Annotated in this window: 9 protein-coding genes; 5 read left to right on the top strand and 4 right to left on the bottom strand. The window is 72.4% G+C overall.

The genetic code is table 11. From position 1 onward, the window contains the following. Positions 1–52: 52 nt before the first annotated feature. The gene (locus ABZ783_RS09105) at positions 53–9718 is read left to right on the top strand and encodes a calcium-binding protein (RefSeq protein WP_357435606.1); all 9666 of its coding nucleotides are present in this window, start codon (positions 53–55) and stop codon (positions 9716–9718) included. 223 nt (positions 9719–9941) lie between these two features. On the opposite strand, the gene smpB is transcribed toward ABZ783_RS09105, so the two are convergent. From smpB to ABZ783_RS09090, 3 genes are all read right to left on the bottom strand, one after another. Next, positions 9942–10427: an SsrA-binding protein SmpB gene (gene smpB, locus ABZ783_RS09100; protein WP_357435605.1), complete on the bottom strand. Its 486-nt coding sequence runs from the start codon at positions 10425–10427 to the stop codon at positions 9942–9944. Between the two features lie 129 nt (positions 10428–10556). Then, positions 10557–11234 (bottom strand): hypothetical protein, encoded by a 678-nt coding sequence (locus ABZ783_RS09095; RefSeq protein WP_357435603.1) that lies wholly within the window; start codon positions 11232–11234, stop codon positions 10557–10559. Further along, complete coding sequence (locus ABZ783_RS09090) at positions 11231–11599, bottom strand: hypothetical protein (RefSeq protein WP_357435601.1); 369 nt, start codon at positions 11597–11599, stop codon at positions 11231–11233. The genes ABZ783_RS09095 and ABZ783_RS09090 overlap by 4 nt, the downstream gene beginning before the upstream one ends. Positions 11600–11759: 160 nt before the next feature. Between ABZ783_RS09090 and ABZ783_RS09085 the strand changes: the two genes are divergently transcribed. After that, entirely contained in the window at positions 11760–13739 is a 1980-nt protein-coding gene (locus ABZ783_RS09085) for a histidine kinase (protein WP_357435599.1), read from the top strand. Beyond that, complete coding sequence (locus ABZ783_RS09080; protein WP_357435597.1) at positions 13727–14374, top strand: response regulator transcription factor; 648 nt, start codon at positions 13727–13729, stop codon at positions 14372–14374. The genes ABZ783_RS09085 and ABZ783_RS09080 overlap by 13 nt, the downstream gene beginning before the upstream one ends. Before the next feature lie 29 nt (positions 14375–14403). Here ABZ783_RS09080 and ABZ783_RS09075 read toward each other — a convergent pair whose 3' ends face one another. Then, on the bottom strand, positions 14404–14937 hold the full coding sequence (locus ABZ783_RS09075) for a hypothetical protein (RefSeq protein WP_357435595.1): 534 nt from the start codon (positions 14935–14937) through the stop codon (positions 14404–14406). Positions 14938–15002: 65 nt separating this feature from the next. Here ABZ783_RS09075 and ABZ783_RS09070 point away from each other — a divergent pair, with 65 nt between their 5' ends. Further along, positions 15003–15605 carry a TetR family transcriptional regulator C-terminal domain-containing protein gene (locus ABZ783_RS09070; RefSeq protein WP_357435593.1) on the top strand — a complete coding sequence of 201 codons (603 nt, stop codon included), beginning with the start codon at positions 15003–15005 and terminating at the stop codon, positions 15603–15605. 97 nt (positions 15606–15702) lie between these two features. Continuing rightward, positions 15703–16506, top strand: a complete 804-nt coding sequence (locus tag ABZ783_RS09065) for a DUF4253 domain-containing protein (RefSeq protein WP_357435591.1) — start codon at positions 15703–15705, stop codon at positions 16504–16506. Positions 16507–16529 lie beyond the last annotated feature (23 nt).

Below are 16529 nucleotides of genomic sequence, written 5' to 3'. Positions count from 1 at the left end.
TGTCGCCGACCAGCGCCGTCGGTGACGGCCATCGACCAGGACGAGGTGGCTCATGGTGGCTCTACGGCGGCTGCTGGCCGCGGCGATCGCGGCGGTGCTGACGGCCGCGCTGGCACTGGTGTGGACGGCTGCGCCGGCCCACGCCGACGAGGCCTGGGAGACCGCGTTCAAGTCCCTGATGTCCCGTACCGCCACGTGGGCCGACGGTGGACTCTCCCAGGTCGGGCTGCTCGGCCAGCCGCTGCCCCTGCTCGGGGTCAGCCCCGGCGCGCTGGTCGACGCGGACAAGCTCGCCAAGACGGCGTCCGACGCGCTGGCCAGCGGCCTGACCAAGGACGACGTGGACCTGGGCGGCGGGACCCGGCTCACCAGCTCGGTGACCACCAGCGGCGGCGACCACCTGCTCGACGTGCTGCTGACCACGAAGCGCGAGGTGGCCGACAAGGAGTTGACCGTCAACGGGGTCACCCTCGCCAAGGCGGTCAGCGTCACCGGCTGGGCCACCCTGCATTTGCGGGCCCGGCACACCGCCGCCGGCGAGACCTACCTGGTGCGCGACGGCGACACTCCGCGGATCGACATCGACGCGGCGGCACGGCTGCGCGCCGACCTCGACAAGGCCACCGCCTCGGTCGGCATCCTCGGCGTCACGCTCACCGCCGGCAGCACCCTCACCGCCCGCACCCACCTCAAGGTCACCGTCACCGATCCCAACGGCGACGGCCGGCTGGCCTTCGACACGCCCGCCGGGACCGGCACGGGTGAACTCGGCGCGGCCGGCTCCCTGGCCGGCCTCGCGCAGGTGGCGCTGGACGGCTCCGGGGGCGGCCGGATCTCCGACACCGAGACCGAGCCCGGCCCCGGTTCCGTGCACGGCGTGATCAAGCTCGGCGCGGCCACCGCCGGGGCGCCCTTCGCCCTGCCCGCGGTGGCGGCAACCGTGAACGTGGACTGGAACGACATCTCGGTCGGCAGCCCGACGGTGACCACCACCGGACTGGACGAGACCATCGCCAAGTTCCGCAACATGAGCCCGCTCGACCTCGCCTCCGGCCTCGCCCAGCTCGCCACCCTGCTCACTGGGGTGCAACAGAGCGGGCCGGCGGGCAACCTCAACCTGCCGTTCCTGCGCGGCACCTTCGCCGACGCGGTCAAGGTCAACGAGAAGCTCACCGACTTCCTCAAGAAGTACGTCCACCCGCGGCCGGACGACCCGCAGTTCGACCCCGCCACCGACGACCCGGCCCTGGCCGGGCAGCCGAAGTTCAGCTCCCTCCAGGAACTTCTCGCGCTGCTCGCCGCCGAGGGACTGCCCGTGGACAACCTCTCCTTCGCCGGCGACAAGCTGGTGTTCCGGGTCAAGCTGGAACGGGAGTCCACGGTGGAGGTGCCGCTCGACCCGGGTGCGGCCTCGCTCTCCGGCCGCGGCGCCACGTACACCGCGAACGGCTTCAGCGTCAGCGGCAACCGCTTCACGCCCGGTGAGCTGATCGGGCAGCGGGTGGTGGCCGGCACCTCCGCCGGCACCATCTCGGCCAACACCGCCAACTCCGTCACCCTGGCGCAGAACTGGATCGGCGGCCAACCGGCCAACGACAGCGTCTGGGTGATCAGCGGATCCAGCCCGAACATCGGCGCCGTCGAGCTGGCCGGCACGCTCACCGACCCGGTCGACGACGACAAGAAGGTCGGCCTGCGGGCGGCGAACGCCCAGGCCAGCTTCGCGAAGGTGAAGCCGCGCTACAGCGCCGCCATCACCCTCGTCCTCGACCTGCGCGACGACCTGGGCAGCCCGACGGCCAACGCGGACCGGGTGCTGCTGCGTACCGACCCGGCGGTGCCGCTGTTCAGCGCGGACTTCCCGATCACCACCGGCGTCGACTTCTACGCCACCGCGGGCTTCCTCAAGGTCAAGCTCGGCGGCGACCTCTCCGTCGGACCGGCCGCCGCCGGCCAGCGGATGCTGGAGGTGAAGTTCAAGCAGGCCCAGGACATCAGCCTGGGCACCTTCTTCCACCGGCTGCAGTCCGAGCCGGCCACGCTGCTCGCCGCGTCCGCGTCGGTGAAGACCACCGGCCGGGTCAAGGTCAGCGTTCCGGGCGACACCGGTGCCCTCGGGCAGGGCATCGGCGTGGACGTGAGCTGGAAGGCCGGGGAGGAGCCGGTGGTGAACACCTCCGGGCTGACCGGGCTCTTCGCCGTGGACTTCGACCCGAACGATCCCAAGGCGCTGTTCGCGGTCGTCGTCGAGGCACTCCGGCTGGTCAACGCCGCGCTCTCCCAGGCGGACGCCGGCAGCGGACCGCTGGACAAGAAGATCCCGCTGCTCGGCCGCTCCGCCCGGCAACTCCTTGGCGCCGACGAGAGCGGCGTCGGCAAGGACGTCACCTTCGCCGCCGACGGGGCGAACTTCCTGCTCAAGGACGGCAGCCGGAAGGATGACGCCGGTTTCGACGCCCGGCTCGAGGGCCGGACCGTGGTGATCGGCAGCCAGGCGTACCGGGTGCTGAAGCAGGTGGACGCGCAGACGCTGCGGATCGACGCGGCGGGCACCCCGAAGCCGGCGGACGGCACCGCGTACGCGCTGCGACCGGAACTCGCCGACGCGCTGGACCGGCTCCTCGCCGCGCCCCCGGACAACCTCCAGGACGCCCTCGACGTGCTCAACAACGCCATCGGCGCGGGCAGCGGGGTCAGCTTCACCGTGGATCAGCGCGAGGGCGGCCCGTTCCTGCGGATCGGGCTGGACTGGAAGCGGAACTTCCACACCGGCGGGCCGCTCGCCTTCGGCTGGGGCGGCGGCAAGGACCTGATCAGCCTGGACAGCTCCGGCACCTTCGCCCTCGACGTCTCGGCGAACGCCAAGCTCGGGCTGCTGCTGCCGCTGCGCCTGGACGCCGCGCCGATCCTCGACCACACCTCCTCGGCCAGCGTCACCGTCTCCGGCGGGATCACCAAGGGTGCCATCGCCGCCCGGGTCGGCCCGCTCGCCCTCGACCTCGGCAAGGATCCCGACTTCGCCACCGTCAAGGCCAACCTCAGCGTCGGCCTCGGCGGGTTGACCGAGGACGGACCGATCAGCGGCCTGCTCGGGCTGACCCCGCAGTTCAGCACCGCGGGCGTCGACTGCGGCGGTGGGGTCGGCGGCGCCACCGTGCCGATCTGCGCCCGCACCCCGCTCTTCGTCAACAACTGCGAGCCGGCCGACGCCACCAACCTGCTCACCTTCACCATGGGCCTGGATCTCACGCCCACGGCGAACACCCCGAACCTGGACTCCTGCTTCGCCAACCTGACCATGAAGCTCACCGACTTCAACGTCGGCATCGACGGCTACCTGGCGAAGGTGGAGGAGGCGCTCAGGCTGGCCAGCTTCGACGGCAAGCTGCCCCTGGTCGGCGACGACCTGCAGCAGGGCCAGCGGTTCGTGGCGCAACTCCGCGAGCAGATCAAGGCGGCGATCGGCCCGGTGCTGGCCAACGCCACGCTGGACAGCGCCGGCCTGAACGCCGCGCTCAAGGAGGCGCTCAAGCCGGTCGACGAGAACGTCACCGCCGAGGTCAGCTGCCGCACCGGGGTGGCCACTCCCTGCCAGCCGGAAGACTTCCAGGCGGTCCGGATCAAGCTCACCTCGGCCAAGGGCGACCCGTCCGCCAGCGGCGGCTGCCAGACCGGCTGCGCCGAGGCCAACGTGCCGCTCGACCTGGGCATCCCCGGCCTGTCGCTGAAGGCGAAGAAGGGCGCCGCTGACGGCATCAAGGCCAAGCTGGGCTGGAAGCTGCACCTGGACCTGGTCCTCGACCGGGACGAGGGCTTCTACATCCCCACCCACGACGGGGACGCGACGCCCGAGGTGCAGATCGGCGGCAGCTTCGACACCACCGGCGACCTGGCCGCGCAACTCGCGTTCATCCAGGTCAACGCCACCAAGCAGGGCACCGACCCGCTGGTGCGGGCGTACTTCGGCATCGACCTCAAGGGCTCGCCGGGGGAGAAGAGCTGCTTCGACCCGACGGTCACCGCAGACTGCACGGCGGACCCGGACGCCAAGCTGACCCTCGCCGAGTTCGGTGACCTGAGCTCGCTGCTCGCGACCGACCTCACCGCCAAGGTCGACATCGACTGGAAGCTGGCGGCGGTGGTGAACACCGGCGACGAGGTCGGCTCCGCCCTGCCCGGCATCAGCGCCCGCTTCGGCCTGAAGTGGGGCCTGGAGCACAAGCAGGGCTCGCTCACCGCCACCGGCGACGGCGTCACCACGCCGCTGAAGGTGACCTTCACCGACATCGCGCTGGACGCGGGTGCCTTCTTCGACAAGATCCTCAAGCCGGTGGTGGCGAAGCTCAAGGCGGTCACCGGCCCGCTCCAGCCGGTCATCGACACCCTCTACGCGCCCATCCCGGTGCTGTCAGACCTGTCCAAGGCCACCGGCGGACCGGACATCACCCTGGTCTGGCTCGCCAAGACGTTCAGCACCCTCAACGGCGGCCCGAAGCTGGACTTCGTGGACACCGTGCGGGCGGTGATCACCTTCGTGAACCGGATACCGGATTGCGACTCCGGCTGCTCCATTCCGCTCGGCCAGTTCCTGGTCGACCCGACGAAGGCGCTCACCACCGAGGTGTCGCCCGCCGCCGCGGAGAGCCTGATCAAGCGGGACGACCCGTTCACGCAGGCGAAGTCCGCCAGCGAGGTGAAGGCGAAGATCGACGACGCCGCCGGCGACGACGGGGAGAAGCTGTTCACCCCGAAGAACCCGGGGGAGAAGTCCAACGCGGAGAAGACCGGCTTCAGCTTCCCGATCTTCGACAACCCCGGCTCGCTGTTCGGGCTGCTGCTCGGCCAGGACGTCGAGCTGGTCAGCTTCGACTCCGGTCCGCTGGCGCTCGGCTTCAGTTGGCGGCAGTCCTTCGGCCCGGTCTACGCCCCGCCGCCGGTGCTGGTCACCCTCTCCGGCAGCGCCTCGGTCACCGCCCGGTTCATTGCCGGACTGGACACCGCGGGCATCCGGCACGCCGTCGAGGCGGCGACCGACGGTACGAAGCTGGACGCGGTCAGCCTGCTCGACGGGCTGTACTTCAAGACCGCCGACAGCACCGGCAAGCCGGTCCCGGTGGTCACCCTGCGCGGCGAGATCGGCGCCGGGGCCGAGGTCAGCGTGCTGATCGTCAAGGTCGGCATCCAGGGCGGCATCCGACTCACGGTCGGCTTCAGCTGGAACGACCCGAACAACGACGGCAAGTTCCGCACCAGCGAGTTCCTGCAGGCGCTGCTGGTGAATCCGATCTGCCTGTTCACCACCAGCGGGCAGCTCTCCGTCTTCCTCAAGGTCTACGTCACCATCGACCTGTTCCTGTTCTCCAAGACCTTCGACTTCACCCTGGTCGACGCGACCCTGCTCGACTTCCGGGCGCAGCCCGACTGCACCCCGCCACCACCGGAACTCGGCGGCACCGTCGGGGACACCCTGGTGGTCTTCGCCGGCAAGTTCGGCAAGAAGGAACAGCGCGGCGACAAGGCCTGGGACAACACCGCCGGCACCTACGCCGGTGACGTGGTCAAGGTGTATGCGCTGCACTACGCCGACGCCGGTACCGAGGGCGCCAGCGACGACTTCGACGGCTTCGCGGTCGAGGCCCTCGGCCGCAAGCAGGAGTTCCTCGACCCGTCCCTGACCCGCGTGGTGGTCGACGGGCGCGGCTACGAGGTCGCCGACGCCAGCAAGGTCTCGCTGTCGGTGCTGCTGCTCGGCGACGGCGACACCAGCGGCGACGGCACGAAGACCTCGTCCTTCGACAAGACCGCCGTGGTGCTCGGCTCCGACGGAAGGGACCAGATCCGCACCGGCACCGGACCGGCGTACGTGGACGGGCGCGGCGGCGACGACCTGATCGTCACCGCCGAGGCGCCCGGCGCGGCCAGCCGGGTCGCCGGCGGGCCCGGAAAGGACTCCATCACCACCGGCGACGGCAACGACGTGGTGGCCGGCGACAGCGGCCTCGGCGGCACCGACCGGGCCGCCACCACGGTGCACACCTCCGTCGGCGACAAGACCCTCACCGGGCTGATCGACTGGACGACCCTGACCGACCCCACCGCCGCGAGCGGCGGCGAGGACGACCACGTCACCGTCGGGCACGGCGCCAGCCGGGTCTACGGCAACGGCGGCGACGACGTGCTCGGCGTGGTGGTCGACGACCGGCCCAACGGGAAGAACACCTTGGTCGGCGGCCCGGGCGGCGACACGATCAACGGTGGCCGGGGCGACGACACCATCCACACGTACGACACCACGATTCCCGCCGACGTCGACCAGGCCGGCAGCGGCGACATCGGCCTGACCAACCAGGTGGACACCGGCGCCGGCCAGGACACCGTGTACGGCAGCGCCGGCGTCGACCTAGTCGTCTCCCACTCCGCCAACGGCCAGACCGGCCGCGTCTACGGCTACGGCGGCGACGACGTGCTGGTCGGCGGCTACGGCACCGACGAGCTGTTCGGCGGCCCCGGCCAGGACTACCTGATCGCCGAGCCGTCGCAGGTGGGTGAGCCGGGTGCCACCGACGGGTACGGCCCGTTCCGCCAGGTCACCCACCAGCCGCTACCGGCCGGCACCCAGTCGCAGAACAAGCTGCTCGTCGGCGGTCTCGGCAGCGACCACCTGATCGGCGGCGACGGCGGGGCGACGATCTTCGGTGACCGGCACCTGCCCGCCGAGACGTGCGTCGACGCCTCCCTCGCCGACGCGCAGCCGGCCCCCGCCGACCAGGGCGCGGCCGACCTTATCCTCGGCGGCGCCGGGGTTGAGGTGGTCTCCGCCGGCAGCGGCGACGACCGGGCCGACCTCGGCGGCGGCGACGACCGCGCCTGCGGCCAGCTCGGCGACGACACCCTGCACCTGGGCGGCGGCAACGACCGGGCCTGGGGCGGCGCCGGCGTCGACCAGCTGCACGGCGACGACGGTGACGACCTGCTCTTCGGCAACGCCGGCGACGACGGCCTCTACGGCGACGCCGGGCAGGACACCGCCGAGGGCAACGAGGGCGGCGACCAGGTCTTCGGTGGCCCGGACGCCGACGTCCTCTACGGCGGTTCGCGCGTCGCCGGCGCGAGCGACGGCCGGGACTTCCTCTACGGCGAGGAGGGCGCCGACCGGATCGTCGGCGACAACGGCACCCCGCGGATCGGGGACGTCGGACCGTACCCGCTGGACCTGGCCGGTGACGTGGCCGGAGCCGGCGCCGGGGACGTGATCTCCGGCGGCGGGGACGCCGACGTGGCGTACGGCGGGCTCGGCGGCGACCGGATCAACGGCGACGCCGGGGACGACCAGCTCGAGGGCAACAACGGCGCCGACCTGATCCACGGTGACCTCGGCCGGGACGAGATCGTCGGTGGCTCCTCGCAGGAGCCGGCCGCCGGCACCGGCCGGCCGGACAGCGGCGACGAGCTGTACGGCGACGCGGACGCCGACCTGATCGCCGGGGACAACGCCCGGTTCACGCCGGCCGGCACCGACGCGACCCGGGTCACCCAGGGCCGGTCCGGCCCGGTGCGCAAGGTCACCCTGCTCGACCTCGGGTTCAGCCCGGCGGCCGGCACCAGCGGCGGCGACCTGATCTCCGGTGGGGACGCCGACGACGTGATCTTCGGCCAGGGCGGTCCGGACCGGGTGCACGCCGACGCCGGGAACGACTACGCCGAGGGCGGCCCGGGCTCCGACTGGGTCGAGGGCAACGCCGGCGACGACGACCTGGTTGGTGGCTCCAGCACCGCGTACGACGGATCCGGGGCGGCCACCACGGGCCAGCCGGACACCGCGGACGCCGTCTTCGGCGGACCCGGTTCCGACGCGGTCATCGGCGACAACGGCGCGGTGCTGCGCCCGCTGCCGGGTGAGCAGCCGACCGCGGTGACCGTGCGGCTCGGCGCCGACGGCAACCCGTTCGGGCCGCGGATCGTGGTGCTGCTGGACCGGGCGGCGGCCACCGCCAACCGGTACGGTGACGACCGGCTCAGCGGCGGCGACGGCGTGGACGCCCTCTGGGGCCAGGACGGCGACGACGCGCTCACCGGTGACGGCGACGGCGACTACCTGGAGGGCAACGGCGGCGCGGACAACCTCCGCGGTGACAGCGCTCTCGACGGGGCGGGCCGCCGGGCGGTCACCCCGCTGGCCGACCCGGGCTGGCCGGGCCAACCGTCGCCGCCGGCCGAGCTGGTCGGCGCCGGCGCCCCGGCCGGGCAGGACGACCTGATCGGCGGCAGCGCGGCGGCGGGCTTCCGGGACACCGGGGACGTGGTCGAGGGCAACGGCGCCGACGACGTCATCCTCGGCGACAACGGCTCGCTGCTGCGGACGGTGACCACGGTCAACGGCAAGCAGACCGAGCGGGTCTACACCGAGCGGTACCCGACCGGCGCCGTGCCGGCCGACGCCACGGTGGCCCGCACCCACGACCCGGCGTTGCCGGGCCCTTCCACCCGGTTCTGCACCACCGCCCAGGCCACCTGCGAGCCGGCCGGCGCCTTCGGCAACGACCAGCTCTACGGTGACGCCGGCAACGACGGGATCTGGGGCCAGGACGGCGACGACCTGATCCGGGGTGGCGCCGGCGACGACGACCTCTTCGGTGAGCTCGGCGCCGACACCCTGTACGGCGACGACGGCGCCGACGCCATCCTCGGCGACCGGGGCGGCGTGGTGAACCAGTACCTCAACGCCGACGACGTGGCGGCGCTGGGCTTCACCGTCACCCTGTCGTCGGTGCCGCAGGAGACGTTCACCGGGTTCCGGGCCGGGGACTACGACCGGCGGGTGGACCTGCTGCACGACACCGACGGCGACGCCTGGATCGGCAGTGCCACCTCGGCGCCGATGCCGCACGCCGGGCTGACCGCCGGCGCGGGTGACGTCATCCGCGGCGGGGCCGGGGCGGACAACATCCACGGCGGCTTCGGCGACGACGTCGCCAACGGCGACAGCGGCGGTGACCAGGTGTTCGGTGGGGAGGGCTCGGACGTTCTCTGGGGCGGCAAGGGCTGCGACCCGGTGCTCGACGCGACCAACCCGCAGTGCCTGGTCGGCGGCGTGTTCAGTGCCGCCGCCCGGGGCGACCACGACCAGTACGTGGACCACCTGTTCGGCGGTGCCGGGGCGACCACCGGCCCGGCGGTGACCGCCGTGCTCAGCTCCGACCTGCTGGACTTCCGACCGCGCGGCTCCTACCCGGACAACTGCGCGGCCGGGGCCTGGCCGGTCGACCTCACCTCGGGGACAGTCGACCCGTGCCGCTGGTTCGAGGCGACGAACATGGACAACGACGACGTGGCCGACAACCAGCACCACCACGGCACCGACTGGATCTACGGCGGCTGGGACCGGGACGTGCTCCAGGGCGACGTCACCGCCAACGGTCCGAACAACGGCGACCGGCTGTTCGACTGGAACGGCGCCTACAACCTGTTCACCCACTGCAACTCGGCGTACGGCGGGTTCAACGACGTCCGCCAGCACAGCCCGGCGATGCAGGACTTCCTCACCCGGCTGGCCTGGGCCACCGGCGCGGGTCGCAGCGCCTCCGACGTGACCACGGCGGGCACCTCGGCCTTCCTGGAGTTGTCCTACGTCTACCCGCGGGACAACAAGGAACAGGGAGCCGGGGCGGCATTCCCGGGCACCCCGGGGCACTTCGACCAGCCCTCCTGCACCGACTGACCGACGGCCGGGCCCGGCTCCCCTGCGGGGGCGCCGGGCCCCGGCGCGTCCGTCCCCTGCGGGCCTCGGAGCGTCGCTCAAGATCCGGCGCGGGTTCCCGGAAAGTGTCCCTTCGGAGGCGCGGGAGGGCCCACTTTCGGGGAAATTGTGCGGATCTTAGTCGGGCTCACGGGAGAGCGCCGGTCGAGGTGGATTGGGCAGACCTCGACCGGTGGATTCCGGGTCAGCGGGTGGGGCGGGCGCCCTTGAGGCGGCGGCCCAGCTCCCGGGCGATCTCCCGGTTGGCGTCCCGTTCGGCGATGGCCTGCCGCTTGTCGTACGACTTCTTTCCGCGGGCCAGGCCCAGTTCCACCTTGGCCCAGCCGTTGGAGAAGTACATCGACAGTGGCACCAGGGTCACTCCGCCCTCGCGCAGCTTCTCCAGGATCCGGCCGATCTCGATCCGGTGCAGCAGCAGTTTGCGGGTGCGCCGTGGCTGGTGGTTGGTCCAGGTGCCGTAGCCGTACTCGGCGATGTGCAGGCCGTACAGCATGATCTCGCCGTCGCGCTCCTGGGCGAACGCGTCGACCAGCGACGCCCGCCCCTCGCGCAGCGACTTCACCTCGGTGCCGGCCAGCACGATCCCGGCCTCGTACGTCTTGAGGATGGTGTAGTCGTGCCGCGCCTTCTTGTTGGAGGCGATGAGCTTCCGCCCGTTCTCCCTGGCCACGCCCCACCCCCCGTGCTGTCGACCCGGAGCAGGATACCCGCCGGCGAAGTGCCGGGCGGCGCAGCCAGCCGGAAACCCCCGCGCCCGGGGCCAGGAATCCTGGCCCCGCCCCGGGCGCGGGGAGACCGGTCAGCCGCGCCGTGCCAGCCGTACGGCGAGGGCGGCGAAGCCGACGGCCTGGAGCGTGGCGCCGGCGACCTCGAACCACTCGGTGCCGGCGATCAGGCCGGTCACGTGCAGCACCGGCCAGCAGCAGATCGCGGCCGCGGCCCAGGCCGGTGCGGTCCGGGCGCGCAGCAGGGCGATACCGAGCAGCAGCGTGCCGAGGATGTTCCCGGCCACGAAGATCAGGAGCCACGGGATCGCGGCTTCGCCGGCGGCGTCCAGCACGGCGGCGTAGTCGCCGGTGGGGCCGCCCCGCTCGGCCATGGCCAGGTCGACGAAACCTCTCATCACGGCGCCGAAGTACGCCACGTACCCGGCGATCATGAGTGACCCGCCGACGAGGCCGAGCCGGTTCGCCCGGTGCCGGGTGAACCCGATGGCGCCGAGCGCGGCCGGGATGATGAGCAGGCAGCCGAGCAGGGCCGCGATGGTGCTCACCCGCAGTGGCGTCGGATGCGCGGCGGCGAGCGCGAGGGCGTCCGCGCCGGTCTCGTCGCTGCCGCCGTCGCGGGTGGCCCAGGCGTAGGCGGCGTTGGCGACCACGAACCCCCACGGGGCGAGCAGCATGGCGGCGGCGGTGCCGACGCGGCGCAGCGCGTCGGTCGGGGCGACTGCGACCTCGCGGTCGAGGGTGGCGGTCATGACGCGGCCACCGCCGGCCGGCGCAGGCCCGGCCAGATCAGCGCCAAGGCGGCCACCGTGACGGCGAGACCGACGCCGAGGAGAACCTCGTTGGCGGCGGAGATGCTGTCGTCGCCGAACGCCGGCAGCACGGCGAGCCCGGACAGGATCCGGGTGACGATCACCGTGACGAGGCCGCCGCGCCGTCCGCGCCAGGCGAACCAGGCACCGGCGAGGGTGATCGCGCCGAGCAGCGTGATGACCACCGCCGCGGCGAGCGGCGGCTGGCCCTCCCCGCCCACGCCGAAGAATCCGGTGGCCAGGTCGCCGAGGCCGAGCAGGCCGGCGAGTGCGAGACCGATGGTGAAGGTACGGGTGTGTCTCACGATTGCCCTCCTTGAGCGGATGTCCTGGCCAGCAGTCTTGGCCCGGACCGCACCGCCGGGCATCGGGGCGGACTCGGGAATCGGGGTGCGGGGAGGTACGGAAGCGATCTCCGTGCTGGCACGCATCCGCACCGGTTGCCGGAGGGCTTACCGTGAGGCCATGACCCTGCCGCGGCTGGTTTCGTACGGCTTGGCGGCGCTCGCCGCCGCGCTCGTCGGCGCGGGTGGCTGGCTGCTGTCCATTGCCGCCGATCCCGGTCAGGTCGCCTACTTCGCGACCGCCTGCCTCCTCGCCACCGCCTCGGTGGGCCTGGGCGTGCTGATCGCGACGAAGCGCCCGACCAACGTGATTGGTGCGCTGCTCACGTTCTTCGGACTGCTCGCGATCTGGGTCGCCTGGACCGACGTCTACGCGTACGTCGTCGCGCACCGGCCGGGAATGCTGCCGGTGTCGTCGCTCCTGGCCACCGTGAGCCAGGGCGCCTGGATGCTCAACTACGTGCCGGCGGCGCTGCTCATGCTGCTCTTCCCGGACGGGCGGCTGCTGCCCGGGCGGCGCTGGCAGGTGACGGCGGTCGGCCTCCTGGTGGTGCCGGCAGCGTTCATCGTGCTCACCGGTCTCGACCCCGCCCCGTTCCCGGAGCCGTTCGCGGGTGCGGACCATGCGTTCGGCATCCCGCCGCCGGCGCTGGCGCGGGTGCTGAAACCGATCGCGTTCGTGCTGCTGCCCGGGCTGCTCGCCCTGCTCGTCGCGTCCGCCACGGCGATGGTGGTGCGCTACCGGCGGGCCGCCGACCCGATCCGCCGCGCTCAGCTGAAGTGGTTCGCGCTCGGCGCGTTGTTCCTGCCCGCGACACTGCTGCTGTGCTGGCTGAGCTACCTGCTGCTCGACGGGCCGGACCTCGCCGTGGCCGGGCTCGCCGCCACGTTGATCGCGATCCCGGCGGCCACCGCGGTCGGCATCCTCCGCCACGACCTGTACGACGTGGACAAGGCGCTGAGCGCCACCGTCACCTATGGTCTGGTCACCGCGGCGCTGCTGGCGTTCTACACGGTCGCCGCCTTCGTCGTCGGCGTCGTGGCGGGGCGCTCGTCGCCGGCGGCGGCGGCCGGGGCCACCGCGGTCTGCGCGCTGGTGCTGTCCCCGTTGCGCGTCCGGTTGCAGGATCGCGTGGACCGCCGGCTCTATCCCGCCCGCCAGGCGGCCCTCGCGGCGATCGAGGACCTCCGGGTCCGGATGCACGCCGGCGAGGCGGCACCGGAGCGACTCGAGGAAACCCTGCGGCAGGCGCTGCGCGATCCGAAGCTGCGTATCGGGTACCGAATGCCCGGCACCGACGAGGTGGTCAGCGCGACCGGGGCGCGGTTCGAGGCGGCCGGCGAGCCGACCCCGATCCGGCTGGGCGGACAACAGATCGGCGTGCTCGTGCGCGGCGAGACCACCCGCGAGCTGATGCGCGAGCTTGCCGACGCCTGCGCGCTGCTCGTCGAGGTGGTCCGGCTGCGGTTGCAGCTACGCCGGGCGCTGGGCGACGTGGAGTCCAGCCGGGCACGGCTGCTGCGTGCCGGGTACGCCGAGCGGGTGCGGCTGGAACGCGATCTGCACGACGGTGCCCAGCAGCGCCTCGTGTCGCTCGGCATGGCGCTGCGGCTCGCCCAGCGGCATCTGCCCGAGACCGACGTCGCCGGCCTGCTCGACCAGGCGGTCGCCGAGCTGGGCACCGCGGTCGCGGAGCTGCGGCAGATCGCGCACGGGCTGCGCCCGTCCAGCCTGGACGAGGGGTTGGCCAACGCGCTGGCGATGCTGGCCCGCGGCGTGCCGCTGCCGGTCACGCTCGACATCGGCGCCGAGCCGGTGCCCGAGGAGCTGGCCACCACCGCCTACTACGTGGCCAGCGAGGCGCTGGCGAACGTGGTCAAGCACTCCGCCGCCACCAGCGTGCACCTTCGGGTGTCGCGAACCGACGACCAGCTGAGGGTGACCATCCGGGACGACGGCGTGGGCGGGGCGTGCGTGCGGCCGGGCGGTGGGCTGGCGGGCATCACCGACCGGGTGGCCGCCGCCGGGGGCGCACTGACCGTGGCCGGCCGACCTGGCGACGGGACGCTCGTCGAGGCGGTGCTGCCGTGCGGATCGTGATCGGTGAGGACTCCGCGCTGTTCCGGGAGGGGCTGGCCCGGTTGCTCGCCGACGCCGGTCACGAGGTGGTCGGCAAGGCGGTCGACGCGCCGAGTCTGCTCGTCGCCGTCGAGGAAGCCGAGCCGGACCTGGCCGTCATCGACGTACGAATGCCGCCCGACCACACCGACGACGGCGCCCGCGCGGCACGCCAGATCCGCACCCGCCACCCGCAGCTCGGCATCGTGCTGCTCTCCCAGCACGTGGAGACCCGGCACTCGGTGGACCTGGTCACGGGCGGGCGCTTCGGCTATCTGCTCAAGGACCGGGTGCTCGACGTCGACGACTTCCTCGACGCCCTGCGGCGGGTGGCCGCAGGCGGGTCGGCGCTCGATCCGGAGGTGGTCACCCGGCTCATCGGCCGCCGCCCGCCCGACGACCCGCTCAGCACCCTGACCGCCAGGGAGCGGGAGGTTCTCGCGTTGATGGCCGAGGGGCGCACGAACGTCGGGATCGCTCGCCGGCTGTGGCTCACCGAGCGGACGGTGGAGGCGCACGTCAGCTCCATCATGGCCAAGCTCGACCTGGCCGCGTCCGACGAGGACCACCGACGCGTCCTGGCTGTGCTGGTCCACCTCCGCCGGGCCACGGCCTGACCGTTCGTCGCCAGCCAGCCCGATCAAGGTCAGGATTTCGCTTTGCGGGGCGCGAGCGTGTAGCTGAACGAGATTAAGAAGTCGATGATCAGCACGATGCCCCACCCGCCCATCGGCCCCCACATCGCCGCTACCCGCGTGTCGTCCCCGACGAGCAGGGTGAAGAGCCCCATGACGGCTGCGGCGATCGCGTACGCCAGGAGATGGCGTAGCCACTGCCGCCGCTCATGGGCGGCGTGCTCGAGTCCGGTCTTCCGTGACCGCTTCGGGTTGGGTCCGCCCGCGAACCGGTGCGCGAACCGCTCGTCGGCCCAGCGGAGCATCTGGCCGCCGAAGGCGACCGAGACTCCGAGGTAGATCGCGGCGAGGCCGTGTGCGGTGTCGGCTTCCGCGCCGCCGCGCAGGTCGAGGACGGAGGCGGCCAGCAGCAGCACGTCAACGAGGGGTACGCAGATCAGCAGAACGGTGCTGAGCTTCCGGGCGCGCAGCAGATAGCGAGCGGCGAGGCCGAGCAGGAGCAGGACCCAGAACGCGATCTCGCAGGCGATGATCAACGCCAGCATGGAACCCCCGTTTATCGCACGGTCGTGTGATTTCGTTTTTTACACGATCGTGCGAGAATCAGCAAGTGCCGAAGATCGTCAACCACGCCCAGCGCCGCCGCGAGCTGGCCGCCGCCGTCTGGCAGGTCATCGCCCGCGACGGGGTGGAGGGGATCTCCATCCGATCGGTGGCTGCCGCCTCGGGGTGGTCCTCCGGCGCGCTGCGTCACTACTTCTCCACCCGCGCCGAGCTGCTCGCCTTCGCCTGCGAGCAGGTCATCGATCAGGTGACCGAGCGGATCCAGGGACTGCGGCACACCGGCGGCCCGGTCGAGGCGGTCCGCGCCATCCTGTTGGAGACCATGCCGGTCGACGAGACGCGCCGCACCGAGGGCTCGATCGCCTTCGCCTTTCTCGCCCTCGGCCTCGGCGACCCCGAGCTCGCCCGGGTCCAGCGCCGCCATTTCACCGGCGTGTACGAGCTGTGCCTGCGGCTCGTCCAGGACCTCGCCGAGCGCGACGCGCTGGCGCAGACCAGGCAGGACGCCGAGACGCTGGCCCGCCGCATGCACGCGGTCGTCGACGGGCTAACTGTGCACGCCCTCGCCGGCCACCTCACCGTCGAGGAGATGGTCGCGCAGCTCGACGCGTACCTCGCCGACCTCACAGGAGCCGAATTAACCGGATAGGCCGGCGAGCCGATGACGCCCCTGCGCGATCGTGAACTCCGGTTGGAGCAGTGATACTCGCTCGGCCCAGGGTGGCAATCTCCGTACGCTCCTGCGTGTGAAGACGCTGCTCCGCTCGCTGGACGGGATCGAGCTCGCCGAGACGGCCGCCGGTGTGCCGCTAGTCAGCGGAACCTTTCCGGAGGGCGAACACGACCGGGTCTGGCGGGCGTTGCGGGCCGAGCATCCCCGCACGGGTCTCTGGCCGGTGCTGGGCTGGACGGCCGGCACCGCGGCCGAGGGGACGTACGACTGGTGCCGGCGGCACCAGGGGCCCACCTGGCTGGATGCCCTCTGCGAGGTCGACCCGGCGGAGCGGATGGCGCTGATCATCCGGTCCAAGCGGGAGTGGATCGTCGAGGACGACGAATCCGCCGACCCGCAGACGGCGGCATGGCAGGAGGAGCGCCGGGCCGAGTTCGACCCCGCGCGGGTTGCCGAGGCGATCGGACCGCTGACGGAGATTCCGCCTGGGATCCGGCGCCAGACCGGTTCGTACCCGCCCACCGACGTGCTGCTGGTGCCGGCGGCGGCCGGACACGAGGTGCTCGCCCTGGTGCCGGGACTCATGGCGATCATGAACAACTGGATGGGCGGCCCGTCGCACCCTGACCTGCACTACGCGGACCACGTCTTCGTGCTCCGGCACTGGGAGAAGGCATGGGGCGCCGAGCTGTACCAGCCCGGCGTCGACAACCTGGAACTGGCCGTCGCTCGCCCGCCGCGCGACCCGCTCACCGCCGCGACCTGCGCGATCGAGCAGTGGTCCTACTGCGACGACCTGTCCCAGATCCTCGGGGAGGTGTACGACGTGGCGCGCCGACAGGCGCCCGCCGATCACTGGTCCTTCTGGTGGGACTGACCGGCGGTGGCTGCTGGTTGATC

Origin of the sequence: Micromonospora sp. NPDC047738 (genome assembly GCF_040642675.1) — a bacterium.
Taxonomy (GTDB): domain Bacteria; phylum Actinomycetota; class Actinomycetes; order Mycobacteriales; family Micromonosporaceae; genus Micromonospora.
This window is presented reverse-complemented; position numbering and strand designations above follow the sequence as displayed.